Here is a 15433-nt window from a genome sequence, read left to right on the forward strand (position 1 = left end):
GCGATGCCGCAACCTCAGGCAGTCTCTTGCTACACAAAGCACACCTCGTTCCAGTAGGCTTCTCGCGTCCTGCGTCGCTCAGTATGTCTTATCATGACGGAACCACCGGGTTTCCACGTTGCCAATGTCCACGCCGTAGAGGCTGGCTACCGGCAGGATCGCCTCCATGACGCGCTGGGTATCCTGCTGTCCGGCTTCACCGTTGGACAAAAAAGCCAGCCAGCCCGTTAACCGTTGCCACAATGCCACTTTCGTTTTCTCCTCTGTCGGGAAGCGAATCGCCTGGGTCTATTTCAACCACAGTTGGCCGGGCGCGGGAAATATTAATTCCGAATTTGCAATCCTGGCTGGCGCATATTACCCCCGGACCTATCACCCTCTCCCTGGCCCTCTCCCTGAGGGAGAGGGGACCGCCCGGCAGTCGTTGTCGTCCTGGTAAAACGCCAGCGACGCATAAAGAATACCCATAGGTTTGTTAAGTTCTTTTTGGTTATAGATAAGAATTTTTTCTTCTTTGCCGCCGACGGGCAATTTGTGGGAGCGTGATGTCCACAAAACAAAACAGGGATTCAGGGGAAAAAACTATGCGCAATAAAACCACAAAAATCGCACTGGCGCTGGGTATGCTGCTGCTCGCCTCGCAGGCACAGGCGGACCAGCTGGCTGACATCAAAGCCGCCGGCGTCGTAAAAGTCGCCACCTTCGACGCCAACCCGCCGTTCGGCTCCGTGGACGCCAAAACCCACCATATCGTCGGCTACGACGTCGACTTTGCCCAGGCGCTGGCGAAAGCGCTCGGCGTCAAACTCGAGCTGGTGGCCACCAACCCGGCCAACCGTATTCCGCTGCTGCAGTCCGGCAAAGCCGACCTGATCGTCGCCGACATTACCATCACCCCGGAGCGGGCCCAGGTTATTGATTTCTCAACGCCGTATTTCGTCACCGGCCAGCAGTTCCTCGTGCCGGCCGGCTCTCCGGATAAGCTCGATGAGTACAGCAAAGCGCGCATCGGCGCGGTGAAAGGCACCACCGGCGAACAGGCCCTGCACCAGCGTTTCCCGCAGGCTCGCGTCCTCTCCTATGACGATATTCCGCTGGCCCTGACCGCCCTGCGCAACGGCAACGTCCAGGCCATCACTCAGGACAGCACCATCCTCGCCGGTCTGCTGGCGGAAGCGCCGGATAAAGCCAAGTTTAAAATTCTGCCCGACCTGCTCAGCAAAGAAGAGATTGGCGTGGGCGTGAAGAAAGGCGAACCGGCCCTGCTGAAGGCCGTCAACGATGAGCTGGTGAAGCTGGAGAAAACCGGCGAAGCCGCGAAAATCTATGATGTCTGGTTTGGCCCTGCCACTAAAACGCCGCAGCCGCGCGCCTTTACCATAGAAGCGAAATAATATGTTCTCGGGTTTACTCTCCCACTCCGCGGCTCCGGCCGCGGATTTTTCACGTCTGCAGCGCGCCAGCATTACGTTCCGTGATGTGGCCAAGCGCTACGGCGATCATCAGGTACTTAACGCGATCAACCTGCAGGTCGAGCCCGGCGAAGTGGTGGCGATCCTCGGCCCTTCCGGTTCTGGAAAATCGACGCTGATCCGCTTGATCAACCAGCTCGAATCCTTAAGCGGCGGCGAGATCCTGATCGACGGCAAACCCACCAGCCGGCTGAGCGGCAGCGCCTTGCGCCAGCTGCGCAGCCGCGTCGGCTTTGTCTTCCAGCAGTTCAACCTTTATGCCCACCTGACGGCGCAGGAGAACATCACTCTGGCGCTGGAGCGCGTTCATGGCTGGGAAAAAAGCGCGGCTCAGGCGCGGGCGCTGGCGCTGCTGCGTCAGGTCGGACTGGAAGAAAAAGCGCAGCAGATGCCGGCGCAGCTCTCCGGCGGCCAGCAGCAGCGGGTGGCCATCGCCCGCGCCCTGGCCTCCTCGCCGCAGATTATCCTGTTCGATGAGCCCACCTCGGCGCTCGACCCGGAGATGATCGGCGAAGTGCTGCAGGTGATGAAAACCCTCGCCCACAGCGGGATCACCATGCTGGTGGTGACCCACGAGATGCAGTTTGCCCGCGAAATTGCCGACCGGGTGGTGTTTATCGACGGCGGCGACATCCTCGAAGTCGCCCCGCCGGCTGAGTTTTTCGCCCATCCGCAGCATGCCCGCGCACGGCGTTTTCTGCAGAAGGTGCTGGATCCGCTGCACCAGGAGAGCCTCGAGTGACGCCGATGCTTGACTGGCACGGCGTCCTGAGCGGGCAGCCGTTGCAATGGATTATCTCTGGCTTTCTCACCACCGTCTGGGTCAGCGTCGCCGGGATCCTGCTCGCCACCCTGCTGGCGGTCCTGCTGCTGGCCCTGCGCCTCGGCGGCGGACGCGCGGGGCGCGGACTGGTGGCCGCGTGGGTCTCGTTGTTTCGCAACACTCCGCTGCTGGTCCAGCTGCTGTTCTGGTACTTTGCCGCCTGGAACCTGCTGCCGCTGGCGGTGAAGGAGGTGGTGAACGACGAACACGCCTGGTCCATTTTGCCGGGCAACGTCTGGTGGCTGACGCCGGAGTTCCTCTGCTCAATGTGGGGGCTGGGGGTCTTTACCTCCGCCTTTCTGGTGGAAGAGATCGCCTCCGGACTGCGCGCCGTCAGCCACGGGCAGCGGGAAGCCGCGCTGTCGCAGGGCTTTACGCCGTGGCAGGAGCTGCGCTTTATCCTCCTGCCGCAGGGGCTGGCCAACGCCTGGCAGCCGATTGTCGGCCAGTATCTTAACCTGATGAAACTCTCATCGCTGGCCAGCGGCATCGGCTTTGCGGAACTGACCTATCAGGTGCGGCAGATTGAGAGCTATAACGCGCACGCCCTGGAGGCGTTTGCCGTCGGCACCGCGCTGTACCTGGCGCTGGGGGCGGCGATGGGCGTGGCGCTCACGCGTCTCGGCCCGGGAAGAAAACTGCAACGGAGCGCCCGACATGAACGCTAATCTGGCGGTGATCGCCGATAACCTCGATTACCTGCTGTGGGGCCGACTGGCGGAGGGCCAGCCCGGCGGCGTGGCGCTGACCCTGCTGATGGCCATCGGCGCCACCCTGCTGGCGCTGCCGGGAGGCATTGCGCTGGCGGGCCTGGCCTGGCGCTACGGCGGGCTGGTGCGGCGTCTGCTGTTTCTGTGGGCGGAAATTATCCGCGGCATCCCGCTGATATTTGTCATCTTCTGGCTGTGGTATCTGCTGCCGATGCTGACCGGCGGCGATCTGCCCGGCGCGGTGACCGTGACCCTGGCGCTGGCGTGGTTTACCGCCGCCTCGGTGATGCACTCGGTGCTGGCCGGGCTGCAGTCGCTGCCGAAAGGACAGTATGAGGCGGCGCTGACCCAGGGGTTCGCTCCCGGGCAAACGCTGCGCCTGGTGCTGCTCCCGCAGGCGCTGCGCAACGTTCAGCCGTCGCTGGTGGGGATCTTTATCGGCCTGCTGAAACACACGTCGCTGGCGTTCATCGTCAACGTCCCGGAGCTGACCACCGTGGCCGGCCAGGTCAACAACCGGGTGCAGATCTATCCCCTGGCGATCTTCGTCTTCACCGGCGCGGTGTACTACCTGCTGTGCTGCGGTCTGAGCCTGCTGGCCAGCCGGCGCTTTACCCGCCGCGCGACCACCAGATAAGGCTCACTCCGCGGGACGGGGCTTCAGCGGACAGGTATCGCTGATCTTAATAAATTTGTCGTTATAGACCAGATAGTGGTTCCCCGGCTGGCGCAGCGCCGGCTGGCGAACCACGTCCCCGGGACGCAGATACCAGGCGTCCCCCTCCTCTTCGGTCGAATCGCATCCGGGCTTAATCAGCAGCTTAAACCAGGTATTGCCGGTGTTGCTCACCGTCCCGGCCACCTTATCGAAAGACCATTTAAACTGTACCTCGCGCGGGCGCACCACCAGAATGGTATCCATCACCACCACCGGCTCCATGCTGACCTCGCCGCCGGTCGGGCTGCGCCTCGTCAGGTTGCGGGTGGGGATTTCGCGAAACGAGACCCGATAGTAGCGCTCGCGGTTATCCCGCGGCCCATGATAGTAAAATTTAAAATACTCGCTCTCACCTGCCTGCAGCACCAGCTGGCGGGGGGCGAACAGCAGTTCGCCATCCACCGGCCGGGAGCGGACTTCGCTGCCGCCCGGGCGATCGATGGCGCTGACGGCGATGCGGTACAGCCGCGCGCTTTTATTGTTGTTGACCACCCGTTTGCTGGCGAAATCCGCTTCAGCCGGCAGGGAAAAGGTCAGGTTGCCGACCGAGATCGCCTGCGCCAGCGGCGCTGCCAGCAGGCAGCCCACCGTCAGCAGGGCCTTAGTTAATGTTGCGCCACGTCGCCTGGACATGAATCTCTCCTGAAGCGCTGACTTCGCCAAACCAGCCGTTATCGTCTACCGTCCGCAGCGAAATGGCATTATCCATCGGAATCGAAAATTTCACCGTGGTCTTATCCATCTGCCCCACTTCGCCGGAGATATCGGTCCACGGCGTGGTCAGCCACAGCGCATCGGTCATATCCCGCCAGCTGTCATCGCACCCGGCATCGTAGGTCTGCGTCGTGCCGCTGCGGGTGATAAAAGAGAGCGTCGCCGGGAATGGCACTTTCGCCGTACCGTCATCGGAGCTGAAGAGACAGTAGGAACGCCCGCCAATCACCTGCGCCGGTCCGGTCACCTTGATCAGCACTTCATCGGCGGCCGTTTTACCGCTGGTGGTGACGATGTAGCCGAAATCGAGCGCCGGTTCGCCGCTGCCGACATACCCCTCGCGCGACGGCGCCGAGGTATATTCGTCGGAGATAATGCTGATGCTGAAATCACGGGGCTTGATAATCAGCGTGTTGGAGGTGGAAAACTCATACCAGCCTGACTCCGGCGAGGTGGTGTTCTGAAAGCGAAAGTTGAACAGATCCTTGGTGTTGATATCGCTGATCCCGAGATTCACCATCTGTTTAAAGAAGTTGCTGGAGAAGAAAACATAGATCGAGTCTGAGCTCTTCATCTCGTTGAAGGTGTAGTAATAGGCGGTATTGCTCACCGGCTTCCATGAGCTGCCGTTGAGGCTGAACTGCATATCGTACGCCCCGACGGCCGAGGCCAGCGACGAGTTGGCGATCGCCGGGAAAATATGGATCGAGGTGTTGCTTAAGCCGTTGTTCTGCAAGGTATAGTTGACCATCTTACAGCTTAATCCTGAGCGGCTGCCGATGGTCTGCGTCCGGCAGTCGGCGTTCCCTTCCCCGAGGGTCGGCACGCCGTCGCTGTTGATAAACACCTCCGCCAGCGAGTGGGTATTAATCAACCGCAGGTTCGCGGCTTTGGTGTGGGTGACGTTGCGCACATACCAGTTTCCGGAGGCCTGATCCTTACAGCGCGCGCCGCTGCTGGCATCGTAGTTCACCGAGGTCTGACAGGCATTGATGGTCATCGTAAAGCTGCCGCCGACCGGCATCTGCTGCAGATATTGATAGAAGGCGTCCGACATCATGCCGTGCATCCACTTCGCGCCGCCGCTGGTCACCGTCGCGCCGTAAAACCCGCTGGCGTCGGTGGTCTGCGGCAGGATCAGGCTGGTAGCCATATCGCACCCGGCGTACCAGTTGATGCAGCGCAGGCCGGTTAAGGGGTGTGAAACCGGTGAGTTTTCCAGCCACATATCAAACTTCCAGTTGGCATTGAGCCCGGTGTTGTAGCCGTTATCGATATAGCCGAGACTCTGCTGATAGATGGTCCCTGAGCCGGTGTATTTTAAGCCGGTCCAGCGGTTAGCGCCGGTCATACGCGGATCCAGCGCCCCGCCGGGGGTGACGAAAAAGTTGTCGTCGGAGTTGTTTTCCACAAACACAAACTCGCGCGCCGGCGCATCCGACCAGGTGGTCTTGGTCACCGCCGCCCTGAGCGCGGCTGCCGGCCAGAGCAGCGCGAGGATCGCCAGCGCCATCAGTGCATTAACTTTCATTCTCTTCTCCTGACTGCTGCACCGCCGCCCACGACGAGAGGCCGCTGCAGACCACATCCCCCACCCAGACGGCGCCGCGCGCCTGGCTGAGCTCCAGCGCCACTTCGCAGGTTTTATTGCCGCCGTAGCTGAAATCGATAGTGGGGTATTTCTTATCCACGTCCATGACAAACTCGCCGTTTTCATCGGTGCGGGTACGGCCGATATGGTTGTTAATCCGCGCATTCGCCAGCAGCGTGCCGTCTTCTGCACGAATACGGCCGGAGACCGTGACCATCTGCTTCACCTCTGGCTCAATCACCGCGACGTTGCCCGGATAAAGGGTCAGATGACTCTTGCGCCCGCTGACGATGTCGTAGCTGTCGAGCGAGTTTTTGCTGTTCTGCAGCTCCACCTCATAGCGACCATAGGGAGAGAGCGGCAGGTAGTTACGCTTGCCGCTGAGCGGGAAGATCCGCCCGTTAACCCTGGCGCTAATCTGACCATCGTCCTCCAGCCCGGTGTTGAAGATCACCCCGGCGTTGCCGTCGGTTCGTCCGCTGGCGGCGATATTTTTACCCTGCCAGCCGACGCTGCCGCTGGCGGTGAGGTTGGTGTTGACGTAGCCGTCCGCCGCGCTGTTGACGTTCAGCGTGCCGCTGGCGTAGCGGGCGTCGAACTGGGCATACGCGCCGCCGCTGAGGGTTTTGTCATCCCCGGTATCGCCGGAGATGGCCCGCGACAGATTGGCGCCGATGGTGCGAATAGTGCCTTCATCAAACTGCTTGCGCGCTGAGAGGTTAGCCATGGTGTAGCCGTTCTGATGGGTCATCCCGGCGCTGAACCAGTTGCCCAGCGGCAGCGACAGATCGAGAGCGATGTATTTCCCGGTGTTGGCGCTGCTGTCGCCATTGTTATAGCGCTGGATCCCCGCCCGCAGGCCGAGCGAGCCAAAGGCGCCGCTGTAGACCGTCTGATAGTAATCCGCGGTGTAGTAATGGCTGTTGTAGCGACGGTCATCGTTGTAGCTGACGCTGAACGTCCCCAGCTTCGACCACAGCGCGTTCAGGTTGAGGGTGCCGCCGATCGCCCGGTTGTCGGCATCGCTGCGCCGCAATTGATCGCCAATGCGGGTTCTCTCCTGGTTAACCCACACTGAACTGAATCCCCCGGGCAACGTGGCGCTGATGCTGCCGACGCTGCTCCACGAGCTGTCGCTGGCCAGCATGTTTTGCAGGTTAACGTTGATCGACTCGCCCAGCGGTAGCGTCAGGCGGGTTTCCCCCACCGCCTGGTTGTCGTAGCCATAGCCCGTAGCCGCCCAGCTCAGGGTGCTGAGCGACCCGGAGGCCGAAAGGCCTGCCAGCCAGCTCTCTTTCGCCGGCCGGGTCTTTTTCCCGCTCTCTGACCAGCGATCCATATGAAAACTGCCGCCCCATACCTGCCACGCCAGCGGCGCGCCGGCGCCGCGTCCCCGGCTGAACAGCTTATTGACCCGCTGGGTGCGTTTGCTGACCACCCGACCATTGACGATCACCTCCACTTCCACGTCGTAAATACCGTACGGCAGGCCGCGGGTATCCACTTCATGGTTGCCCATAGCGAAGTTCTGGACGCTCAGCAACCGACCGTCACGGGTGAGATGCACCTCGCCCGCCGCCGGCAGAAAGGCGATCACCGGCGTGGCGGACTGGCTGTTGTCGAAGACGGTAGAGCTGGCCTGGTTCCCCCAGGAAAGGCCGTAAATCTTACCGGCCGAAATAGCGGTCATCGGTCCCAGGGACTGCAGGTTCCAGGTGTCAAGCATCCCGCCGGCAAAGCGGTGGCCGGCGAAATCGCGCTCATACATGGCCTTATATAATTCACTGTCCTGCTGACCGCTGCCGATGCCGTACAGCGAGCCGTCGAGCAGCACGTGATGCTCCCGCAGCGCCGTGACGTTGTTCAGCGACAGGTAGCTGGAGGTGTTGCTCCCGCCGTTACGCATCTGGTTGTTATAGACGCCGAGGTTATAGCTCAGGTTGCTGCTGAGGGTGTTCACGCTGGACTGACCGATATCTTCGCTGCGCGAGCGCAGGACGGTGCCCAGCGCCTCGCGCTTGACCACCAGCTGCAGCAGCAGCTGGCGCAGGCTGAGATCCAGCTGTGCGCTGTCGGTCAGGGGAATGGTGAGCGCCTCGCTGAACGGGGCGTTGGCCAGGCCGATCAGCTGCTGGCGGGTCTGTTCGCTGACGCTGGCGTTACCTTCGCTCTCCTCCAGCTGGATCTGCCGGACGCGAAGCTGGCCGCCGTCCAGCCAGATAAAGGCGCTGCCGATCCGCTGATCGTCCCGGGTGCTCTGGCTGCCGGCGAGATGAATATAGAGCGGGATGCTCATGCCGTCCTGCAGCGCCTGGCTGAAGGCCTGCGGAATAATCACCCCGCCAATCTGCTGCGCGCCTGCGGCAGCAGCGCTGACGTCGGGCTGAACGAACAAAAAGATCATGCCGAAGGCAAGCCGCGTTTTCAGTCCTGGGGTAATCCATCGTTGAGGCATCGTCGTTATCCATCTGCACAGCTGTCTATTTCACGGGAACAAACTGCTCACCCTGCCAAAGCGCCACCCGTCCTTTTTTATCCGCCGTGTCCACGCGCGTAAAACGGCGCGATTTACCCGGCATCAGGTAGTAATTCTCTTTACATTCCTTACCATCGGCGGCCTTCAGGCAGGGGCCGTAAGCGAGGATCCGCAGCGTCGCATTCCCGGTGTTGGTCAGAGAGCCGTTGGCGTACTGAAAGCGATAGTTCACCTGCCGGGGCGCCACCACCAGGATGGTGCCGATGCGGGCGGAAGCAGTGGCCACCGCGCTGCGGTTGGCGTTATCGCGTTGGGCATCGCTGAGCGCCTGATCGAACCAGACAATGCGGTAGTAGCGCTCTTTGTCATCCGCCGGGCCTTTGTAGAAGAAGCGGATCACATCGCTGGCCTGGGCGGGTAGCAGCAGGCTGGCGGGAGTGAGCAATACCTCATCCGGTTTGTCCATCGGGATAACCTGCCCGCCGTCCAGCGGGGAAGAGAGCCGTTCGAGATGGATATTGATCAGTCGACCGCTGTCGGTACTGTTCTTGATCGTTTTGCTCAGCGTGCTGCTGCCGCTGTTCATAAAGGATGAAATATCGCCGACATCCAGCGCCTGCGCCGGCGACACCCCGGCAAGCAGCAGCCCGAGGGCCAGAAGATGCTTTTTCATAACAATTCCGTCCGTGAAAAAAGCAGGGGGGGATCCCCCTGCTGGTGCATCAGAAGGATCAGCTGGTCCAGGTGGCGTCGAACTGTACGCTGACGTCGCCGCTCCAGATCCCTTCCGGCAGAGTGCTGTAATCGGTCACGGCGGTGGTGCCGTTGGTGGTGCCGCTGATGATGGAGAAAGTGAAACCATCCTGCGCTGTGGTACGGCCGCTGGCGTTGTAGCCATTAGCCAGCGCGCTGAGGTTGCCGCCCATAATATTGTTGGCGGTATCGATCATCACGGTATCGCCAGTTTTTTCCACCGCGGCGCCGTTATAATCCACGCCCACGCTCAGCGTGGAGCCGGAGGTATCCAGCTGGGTTAAGGTGTTGGTGATAAGACGCGAGGTCAGCTTAAAGGCGGTCGCCGTTGCGTCCCCCTCAATCGCCACGTCAAACAGACCTTTCTGCGAGTTAAAGCCTTTAATGCCTTCGGCGTACTGGAACGCCAGGCTGCCGAGCGGGGTCACAACCAGCTTGCTGGTGGTGTCTTTTTTAGCGGTCGCAGACCAGGTCGCTACAGCCTGAGCCGTTACGTCAGCAGCCTGCGCCACGCCCATACCGGTAAACGCCGTTACCAGAGCTATTGCCAGAACCTTTTTTTTCATCGCTTTTTCATCCTGAGTTGAATTAAGGACATGATGTCCCGGTGAACCATTTAAAAAACAGAATTGCTTGGGTGTTACTGAACTAACTTATATATTTTGGAATACAGTTTGGCCTCAGCATTACGCCGATGGGTATACACTGTCTTCACGCTACAATTTTCAATTCTGGCGATCGATTTCGGCTGCATGCCCTGGGCGGTCATGCGGATAATTTTCATTTCCCGATCTGTAATTTTATCTTTCTTAATATCTTTGCGGAGAAACCTGCCATTAATTACATAGGCCAACTCTTTTCGAATATCGCGACTCAGACCAACATATACCACCCCGCGAATATCGCTATTGTAATACCAGTAGTTCGCTAAGGCCTCTGATTTCCTGGCCGCAATCAATACGACCTGTTTCCCCTTTACCGCGGATAGCCATTCGCTGTCGCGCCTGATAAATTCATTTAATGAAGCCGTATTGAGATTGATAAACACAAAATCTTTTCTGATTTTCTCCAGTGAGAGATAAATTAATTCGTCGATGTCTACAATCAGTTCGGACAGTCCTTTATAGAAATAGGAGTCATCGGCAGACCAAATATACTTATCGGAACAGCTTTTATATTCCATATAGTTTTTAACCTCATAGTCCTTGAAGTAATCATTTTTACAACGTCACTGCTTGCCAGGCCTATAAAGTTTACTGGCGTATTCGTTTCCTTTAATAAATCGCCATTAAATAAGACACGCATTACTTATCAATATTGGATAAGCGGGGGATTAAACTATAATTATTTTCTGCTTGGCGTTGAATTTAAGTTTTTTCCTATGGAGTGTCAACATGCGGAAAGGCAATGAATTTCGCGCTCAGGTCAATATTTACAAAAACTGAAAATATCAAATTTTTGAGCGCCAGAAAAAGACATTTATTTTCATAAGGTTATTGGTAATATAACCGTCAATTCTTATCTGCGCTTTATATTATCCAGGATCTTCGCCCTATTATGTTAGGAATATTCTTAATAGAACTCTTGAATGGCTTATCAAATAAACCGGATTTAGCACAAAAGAAAGGATATAAATCTACAAATAAACAAAAACCAGGATGAATCACCAACACATAAGACTAATGAATAGATTAACCTGCCGCACAAAATAGTTATGTATATGTTAATACATGCGGGATGTTGAATGCTAAACAAAGGCAGACGCATTATCTATTCGATTAAACAGTCTTCTTCATCAAGATTAAGCGAAGATTGCCGAAGGCTGCCTACGCCTACGAACCGGTCTGTCCCCGCGTCCTCCAAAGCATAGCGGCTTTTCGGCGCTTCGCCAGCCGCCGGCATGCCGCACGCGTTGAGCCGCTGGCCGTCGCTCTTTCACGCCAGTTCACGCTTTGTTCGCAATACCGTCATCGAAATTTCATATAAAGACCTATTAATAGTGGCCAGTTAATGACGAACCTGGACACTCTTATGAACAGCTCTCTTGCCGCGGTGGCCGAAACTGATTTCCAGCCGTTCACCGATCCCGCTGCCGGCCGGCAGCGGAAGGTCTTAAGCGTGCGTAATCTGAGTAAAGCTTATCAAGCCCAGCACAAGGTGCTGGACGGCATCAGCTTTGATCTGCACGCCGGGGAAATGGTCGGGGTCATTGGCCGCTCCGGCGCCGGTAAATCGACGCTCCTGCATGTCCTCAACGGCACCCACAGCGCCAGCGGCGGAGAAATTCTTAGCTACCCGGAAGTCGGTACCCCGCACGATGTCTCACAGCTGAAAGGCCGCGCGCTCAATGCCTGGCGTAGCCACTGCGGAATGATTTTTCAGGACTTCTGCCTGGTGCCGCGCCTCGACGTGCTCACCAACGTCCTGCTGGGCCGCCTCAGCCAGACTTCAACCCTGAAATCGCTGTTTAAAATCTTTCCCGCAGCCGACCGGGCGCGCGCCATTGCGCTGCTTGAGTGGATGAACATGCTGCCGCACGCGCTGCAGCGGGCGGAGAACCTCTCCGGCGGGCAGATGCAGCGGGTGGCGATCTGCCGGGCGCTGATGCAAAACCCCGGGATCCTGCTGGCCGACGAGCCTGTCGCCTCGCTGGATCCGAAAAACACTCAGCGCATCATGGATGTGCTGCGCGAGATTAGCGAGCAGGGTATCAGCGTGATGGTAAACCTGCATTCGGTGGAGCTGGTCAGGGCCTACTGCACCCGGGTTATCGGCGTCGCCAGCGGCCAGCTTATTTTTGACGATCACCCCTCCCGGCTGACGCAGGATGTGCTGCAGCGGCTGTACGGCGATGAAGTTAGCCAATTGCATTAATTTCACTCACACGGGCAACATAATGAAAAAATATATGACTGGCGCAGTTCGTTTATCCGCAATGGTCGCGGGCATGATGATGGCATGGCAGGCAGCGGCGGCGCAGCCGAAAGAGCTCAATCTGGGCATTCTCGGCGGCCAGAACGCCACCCAGCAAATCGGCGATAACCAGTGCGTGAAAGCCTTCCTCGATAAAGAGCTGAACGTGGATACCAAACTGCGCAACTCTTCCGACTATTCCGGGGTGATCCAGGGCCTGCTGGGGGGCAAAGTCGACGTGGTGCTGAGCATGTCCCCCTCCTCCTACGCCTCGGTTTATCTCAATAATCCGAAAGCGGTGGATATCGTCGGCATCGCCGTGGACGACAAAGATCAGTCTCGCGGCTATCACTCGGTGGTGATCGTCAAAGCCGACTCCCCGTACAAAACGCTGGACGATTTAAAAGGCAAAGCCTTCGGCTTCGCCGATCCGGATTCCACTTCCGGGTATCTGATCCCTAACCATGCGTTTAAAGAAAAATTTGGCGGTAACGCCGACAACAAATACAACAACACCTTCTCCAGCGTCACCTTCTCCGGCGGCCATGAGCAGGACATCCTCGGCGTGCTGAATGGCCAGTTCGCGGGCGCGGTCACGTGGGCCTCGATGGTTGGCGATTACAACACCGGCTACACTACCGGCGCGTTCAACCGCCTGATTCGCATGGATCATCCGGATCTGATGAAGCAGATCCGCATTATCTGGCAATCGCCGCTGATCCCGAACGGCCCGATCCTGGTGAGCAATGCGCTGCCGGCGGACTTTAAGGCGAAGGTCGTGGCGGCAGTGAAAAAGCTGGACACCGAGGATCACGCCTGCTTTATCAAAGCGATGGGCGGTACTCAGCACATCGGCCCGGGCAGCGTGGCTGACTTCCAGCAGATTATTGATATGAAACGCGAGCTGGTGAGCGCGCGTTAATCCTGCCTCAACGCCGCCTGCTTGCCCCAGGGTAAGCGGCGGCGCTACGTTGAAGATCCCCGACGCATGAAGACAACCCACACCGAATTTGAACGCTATTACCAGCAGGTACGCTCGCGGCAAAAGCGCGATGCCGTCTGCTGGTCGCTGCTGCTGGCGCTCTATTTTGCCGCCGGCAGCGCCGCGGAATTTAATCTGCTGACTATCTGGCACTCGCTGCCCCATTTCTTTGACTATATGGCAGAGACCATCCCGCCCCTGAGCGCCGGCAACCTGTTCGCCGATGTGCAGACCAAAGGGTCGCTGGCCTGGTGGGGCTATCGCCTGCCGATCCAGCTGCCGCTGATCTGGGAAACCCTGCAGCTGGCGCTGGCCTCGACCCTGGTGGCAGTCGCCATCGCCACGGTTTTCGCGTTTCTTGCCGCCAATAACGCCTGGTCCCCGGCGCCGGTGCGCTTTGCCATTCGCGTGCTGGTGGCGTTTTTACGCACCATGCCCGAGCTGGCGTGGGCGGTGATCTTTGTGATGGCGTTCGGCATCGGCGCGATCCCGGGCTTTCTGGCGCTGATGCTGCATACCGTCGGCAGCCTGACCAAACTGTTCTACGAGGCGGTGGAAAGCGCGCAAAACAAACCGGTACGCGGCCTGGCGGCCTGCGGCGCGTCCCCGCTGCAGAAAATTCGCTTCGCCCTGTGGCCGCAGGTGAAACCGCTGTTTCTCTCCTACGGTTTTATGCGGCTTGAAATCAACTTCCGCTCGTCGACCATTCTCGGGCTGGTGGGCGCGGGCGGCATCGGCCAGGAGCTGATGACCAACATCAAGCTTGACCGCTACGATCAGGTGAGCATCACCCTGCTGCTGATCATTCTGGTGGTGTCGGCGCTGGACATGCTGTCCGGTCGTCTGCGCCTGTGGGTACTGGAGGGTAAGAAATGAGCGTCTGGCACATGCAACCGGATCTCGCCGCCAGCCGGCGGCAGCATAAGCAGCTCTATCAGGTCCAGGGGCGCTACCTGCGCTACGTCGGGCTGGTGGCGCTAGCCTGCGTGCTCTATTACGTCTGGTTTTTTCTGCAGTTTGGTATCAGCGGCGAGCAGCTGACCACCGGCCTGCAGCAGATTGGCCGCTACCTGGCGCGGATGTTCGTCTGGCACGACTTCTGGAACTGGCCGTTCGGCTATTACTTTACGCAAATCGGCGTCACCCTGGCCATCGTCTTCGCCGGGACGCTGACCGCCACGGTGCTGGCGCTGCTGCTCTCCTTCTTCGCCGCCCGTAACATCATGCGCGGCGTGGTGCTGGGGACCCTCGCCCTGCTGATGCGCCGCCTGTTTGATGTGCTGCGCGGGATCGACATGGCTATCTGGGGGCTGATTTTCGTGCGTGCGGTCGGCCTCGGGCCGCTGGCAGGGGTGCTGGCGATCATCATGCAGGACACCGGCCTGCTGGGACGGCTGTACGCGGAAGGTCACGAAGCCGTGGACCGATCTCCCGGGCGCGGGCTGACCGCCGTGGGCGCGAACGGCCTGCAAAAGCATCGCTTTGGCATTTTTACCCAGTCGTTCCCGACCTTCCTCGCGCTGAGCCTGTATCAGATTGAATCCAACACCCGCTCCGCGGCGGTGCTGGGCTTCGTCGGCGCCGGCGGTATCGGGCTTATCTATGCCGAGAATATGCGTCTGTGGAACTGGGATGTGGTGATGTTTATCACCCTGCTGCTGGTGGCGGTGGTGATGATCATGGACACCCTTTCCGCCTGGCTGCGCCGTCGTTATATCGGCGGCGCCGCGGTGCCGCTGTATCAGAGCGGACGCTAGCGCGCCTTTGCGCCGGATGGCGGCTTCGCCTTATCCGGCCTACCCGTCCGGCTCCGACTGTCTCCAGGCCCGGCAAGCAACGGCGCCGCCAGGCGATGGCATCAGGCACGGAGCTGCTTTTATGCCGGGTGGCGGCTGCGCCTTACCCGGCCTACTTGTCCGGCTCCGACTGTCTGTTGGCCCGGCAAGCAACGGCGCCGCCGGGCGATGGCATCAGGCACGGAGCTGCGTTTATACCGGGTGGCGGCTGCGCCTTACCCGGCCTACAGCCCCAAATCACCGCTGGCGCAGGGGCTGCTGAAACTGCCGGTGCTGGTGGCCTCAACATCGCTGAGACGTTCCCGGAAGGCCGGGTCAGCCCGCATGGATGCGGGCTGAGGGCCGTGTTTTGCACGGACGCTGCCTCGGCCCGACCCGAAGCCTGCAGGGATAAGTCGAAGGTACCGCGCAGCGGCGATGTTGCTGGCCGGAGCCCGGGGGTACAGGGGGCGGCGGCGACTGGCCGCCCCCTGTGCGCTCCCTGC

16 protein-coding genes are annotated in these 15433 nt (G+C 59.3%); 9 read left to right on the forward strand and 7 right to left on the reverse strand.

All coding sequences use genetic code 11. From position 1 onward, the window contains the following. Positions 1 to 78: 78 nt before the first annotated feature. The gene (locus LPQ25_RS20515) at positions 79 to 249 is read right to left on the reverse strand and encodes a hypothetical protein (RefSeq protein ID WP_002890108.1); all 171 of its coding nucleotides are present in this window, start codon (positions 247 to 249) and stop codon (positions 79 to 81) included. Positions 250 to 584: 335 nt separating this feature from the next. Here LPQ25_RS20515 and LPQ25_RS20520 point away from each other — a divergent pair, with 335 nt between their 5' ends. The 4 genes from LPQ25_RS20520 to LPQ25_RS20535 are packed head-to-tail and all read left to right on the forward strand — an operon-like array spanning position 585 to position 3642. Then, on the forward strand, positions 585 to 1394 hold the full coding sequence (locus LPQ25_RS20520) for an ABC transporter substrate-binding protein (RefSeq protein WP_002890106.1): 810 nt from the start codon (positions 585 to 587) through the stop codon (positions 1392 to 1394). Position 1395: 1 nt separating this feature from the next. After that, complete coding sequence (locus tag LPQ25_RS20525; protein ID WP_004151355.1) at positions 1396 to 2214, forward strand: amino acid ABC transporter ATP-binding protein; 819 nt, start codon at positions 1396 to 1398, stop codon at positions 2212 to 2214. Then, positions 2211 to 2963 carry an amino acid ABC transporter permease gene (locus LPQ25_RS20530; RefSeq protein ID WP_012737470.1) on the forward strand — a complete coding sequence of 251 codons (753 nt, stop codon included), beginning with the start codon at positions 2211 to 2213 and terminating at the stop codon, positions 2961 to 2963. The genes LPQ25_RS20525 and LPQ25_RS20530 overlap by 4 nt, the downstream gene beginning before the upstream one ends. After that, positions 2953 to 3642: an amino acid ABC transporter permease gene (locus LPQ25_RS20535; RefSeq protein WP_048336857.1), complete on the forward strand. Its 690-nt coding sequence runs from the start codon at positions 2953 to 2955 to the stop codon at positions 3640 to 3642. Before LPQ25_RS20530 ends, LPQ25_RS20535 begins: the two co-directional genes overlap by 11 nt. A gap of 3 nt (positions 3643 to 3645) precedes the next feature. On the opposite strand, the gene LPQ25_RS20540 is transcribed toward LPQ25_RS20535, so the two are convergent. From LPQ25_RS20540 to ecpR, 6 genes are all read right to left on the reverse strand, one after another. Beyond that, positions 3646 to 4356: a fimbria/pilus periplasmic chaperone gene (locus tag LPQ25_RS20540; RefSeq protein WP_002890061.1), complete on the reverse strand. Its 711-nt coding sequence runs from the start codon at positions 4354 to 4356 to the stop codon at positions 3646 to 3648. Then, positions 4325 to 5968: a fimbrial adhesin EcpD gene (ecpD, locus tag LPQ25_RS20545; protein WP_012737468.1), complete on the reverse strand. Its 1644-nt coding sequence runs from the start codon at positions 5966 to 5968 to the stop codon at positions 4325 to 4327. The genes LPQ25_RS20540 and ecpD overlap by 32 nt, the downstream gene beginning before the upstream one ends. Further along, on the reverse strand, positions 5958 to 8483 hold the full coding sequence (locus tag LPQ25_RS20550) for a fimbrial biogenesis outer membrane usher protein (RefSeq protein ID WP_012737467.1): 2526 nt from the start codon (positions 8481 to 8483) through the stop codon (positions 5958 to 5960). Before LPQ25_RS20550 ends, ecpD begins: the two co-directional genes overlap by 11 nt. A 25-nt stretch (positions 8484 to 8508) precedes the next feature. Beyond that, entirely contained in the window at positions 8509 to 9177 is a 669-nt protein-coding gene (locus LPQ25_RS20555) for a fimbrial chaperone EcpB (RefSeq protein WP_004144586.1), read from the reverse strand. 58 nt (positions 9178 to 9235) lie between these two features. Further along, positions 9236 to 9823 carry a common pilus major fimbrillin subunit EcpA gene (gene ecpA / locus LPQ25_RS20560; RefSeq protein WP_012737466.1) on the reverse strand — a complete coding sequence of 196 codons (588 nt, stop codon included), beginning with the start codon at positions 9821 to 9823 and terminating at the stop codon, positions 9236 to 9238. Positions 9824 to 9897: 74 nt separating this feature from the next. After that, the gene (ecpR, locus tag LPQ25_RS20565) at positions 9898 to 10440 is read right to left on the reverse strand and encodes an ECP biosynthesis operon DNA-binding transcriptional regulator EcpR (protein ID WP_004144585.1); all 543 of its coding nucleotides are present in this window, start codon (positions 10438 to 10440) and stop codon (positions 9898 to 9900) included. An 848-nt stretch (positions 10441 to 11288) separates the two neighbouring features. Between ecpR and phnC the strand changes: the two genes are divergently transcribed. From phnC to LPQ25_RS20590, 5 genes are all read left to right on the forward strand, one after another. Beyond that, positions 11289 to 12131 carry a phosphonate ABC transporter ATP-binding protein gene (gene phnC, locus LPQ25_RS20570; RefSeq protein ID WP_002890003.1) on the forward strand — a complete coding sequence of 281 codons (843 nt, stop codon included), beginning with the start codon at positions 11289 to 11291 and terminating at the stop codon, positions 12129 to 12131. A 22-nt stretch (positions 12132 to 12153) separates the two neighbouring features. Beyond that, the gene (phnD, locus tag LPQ25_RS20575) at positions 12154 to 13092 is read left to right on the forward strand and encodes a phosphonate ABC transporter substrate-binding protein (protein WP_002890002.1); all 939 of its coding nucleotides are present in this window, start codon (positions 12154 to 12156) and stop codon (positions 13090 to 13092) included. Between the two features lie 66 nt (positions 13093 to 13158). Then, positions 13159 to 14028 (forward strand): phosphonate ABC transporter, permease protein PhnE, encoded by an 870-nt coding sequence (gene phnE, locus LPQ25_RS20580; RefSeq protein WP_014907989.1) that lies wholly within the window; start codon positions 13159 to 13161, stop codon positions 14026 to 14028. Further along, positions 14025 to 14909, forward strand: coding sequence for a phosphonate ABC transporter, permease protein PhnE (phnE, locus tag LPQ25_RS20585; RefSeq protein ID WP_012737462.1), 885 nt, complete (start codon positions 14025 to 14027; stop codon positions 14907 to 14909). The genes phnE (LPQ25_RS20580) and phnE (LPQ25_RS20585) overlap by 4 nt, the downstream gene beginning before the upstream one ends. A gap of 207 nt (positions 14910 to 15116) precedes the next feature. Further along, positions 15117 to 15287 (forward strand): hypothetical protein, encoded by a 171-nt coding sequence (locus LPQ25_RS20590; protein WP_012737461.1) that lies wholly within the window; start codon positions 15117 to 15119, stop codon positions 15285 to 15287. The last annotated feature ends 146 nt before the right edge of the window (positions 15288 to 15433 follow it).

It is taken from the genome of Klebsiella sp. KPN54798, from assembly GCF_021184225.1.
GTDB lineage: Bacteria > Pseudomonadota > Gammaproteobacteria > Enterobacterales > Enterobacteriaceae > Klebsiella > Klebsiella pneumoniae.

What these genes read in the sequence shown, in the direction of transcription:
- LPQ25_RS20520 (WP_002890106.1), top strand. Translation starts at nt 585, where the DNA reads ATGCGCAATAAAACCACAAAAATCGCACTGGCGCTGGGTATGCTGCTG.
- LPQ25_RS20525 (WP_004151355.1), top strand. Translation starts at nt 1,396, where the DNA reads ATGTTCTCGGGTTTACTCTCCCACTCCGCGGCTCCGGCCGCGGATTTT.
- LPQ25_RS20535 (WP_048336857.1), top strand. Translation starts at nt 2,953, where the DNA reads ATGAACGCTAATCTGGCGGTGATCGCCGATAACCTCGATTACCTGCTG.
- LPQ25_RS20540 (WP_002890061.1), bottom strand. Translation starts at nt 4,356, where the DNA reads ATGTCCAGGCGACGTGGCGCAACATTAACTAAGGCCCTGCTGACGGTG.
- ecpD (WP_012737468.1), bottom strand. Translation starts at nt 5,968, where the DNA reads ATGAAAGTTAATGCACTGATGGCGCTGGCGATCCTCGCGCTGCTCTGG.
- LPQ25_RS20550 (WP_012737467.1), bottom strand. Translation starts at nt 8,483, where the DNA reads ATGCCTCAACGATGGATTACCCCAGGACTGAAAACGCGGCTTGCCTTC.
- LPQ25_RS20555 (WP_004144586.1), bottom strand. Translation starts at nt 9,177, where the DNA reads ATGAAAAAGCATCTTCTGGCCCTCGGGCTGCTGCTTGCCGGGGTGTCG.
- ecpA (WP_012737466.1), bottom strand. Translation starts at nt 9,823, where the DNA reads ATGAAAAAAAAGGTTCTGGCAATAGCTCTGGTAACGGCGTTTACCGGT.
- ecpR (WP_004144585.1), bottom strand. Translation starts at nt 10,440, where the DNA reads ATGGAATATAAAAGCTGTTCCGATAAGTATATTTGGTCTGCCGATGAC.
- phnC (WP_002890003.1), top strand. Translation starts at nt 11,289, where the DNA reads ATGAACAGCTCTCTTGCCGCGGTGGCCGAAACTGATTTCCAGCCGTTC.
- phnD (WP_002890002.1), top strand. Translation starts at nt 12,154, where the DNA reads ATGAAAAAATATATGACTGGCGCAGTTCGTTTATCCGCAATGGTCGCG.
- phnE (WP_014907989.1), top strand. Translation starts at nt 13,159, where the DNA reads ATGAAGACAACCCACACCGAATTTGAACGCTATTACCAGCAGGTACGC.
- phnE (WP_012737462.1), top strand. Translation starts at nt 14,025, where the DNA reads ATGAGCGTCTGGCACATGCAACCGGATCTCGCCGCCAGCCGGCGGCAG.
- LPQ25_RS20590 (WP_012737461.1), top strand. Translation starts at nt 15,117, where the DNA reads ATGGCATCAGGCACGGAGCTGCGTTTATACCGGGTGGCGGCTGCGCCT.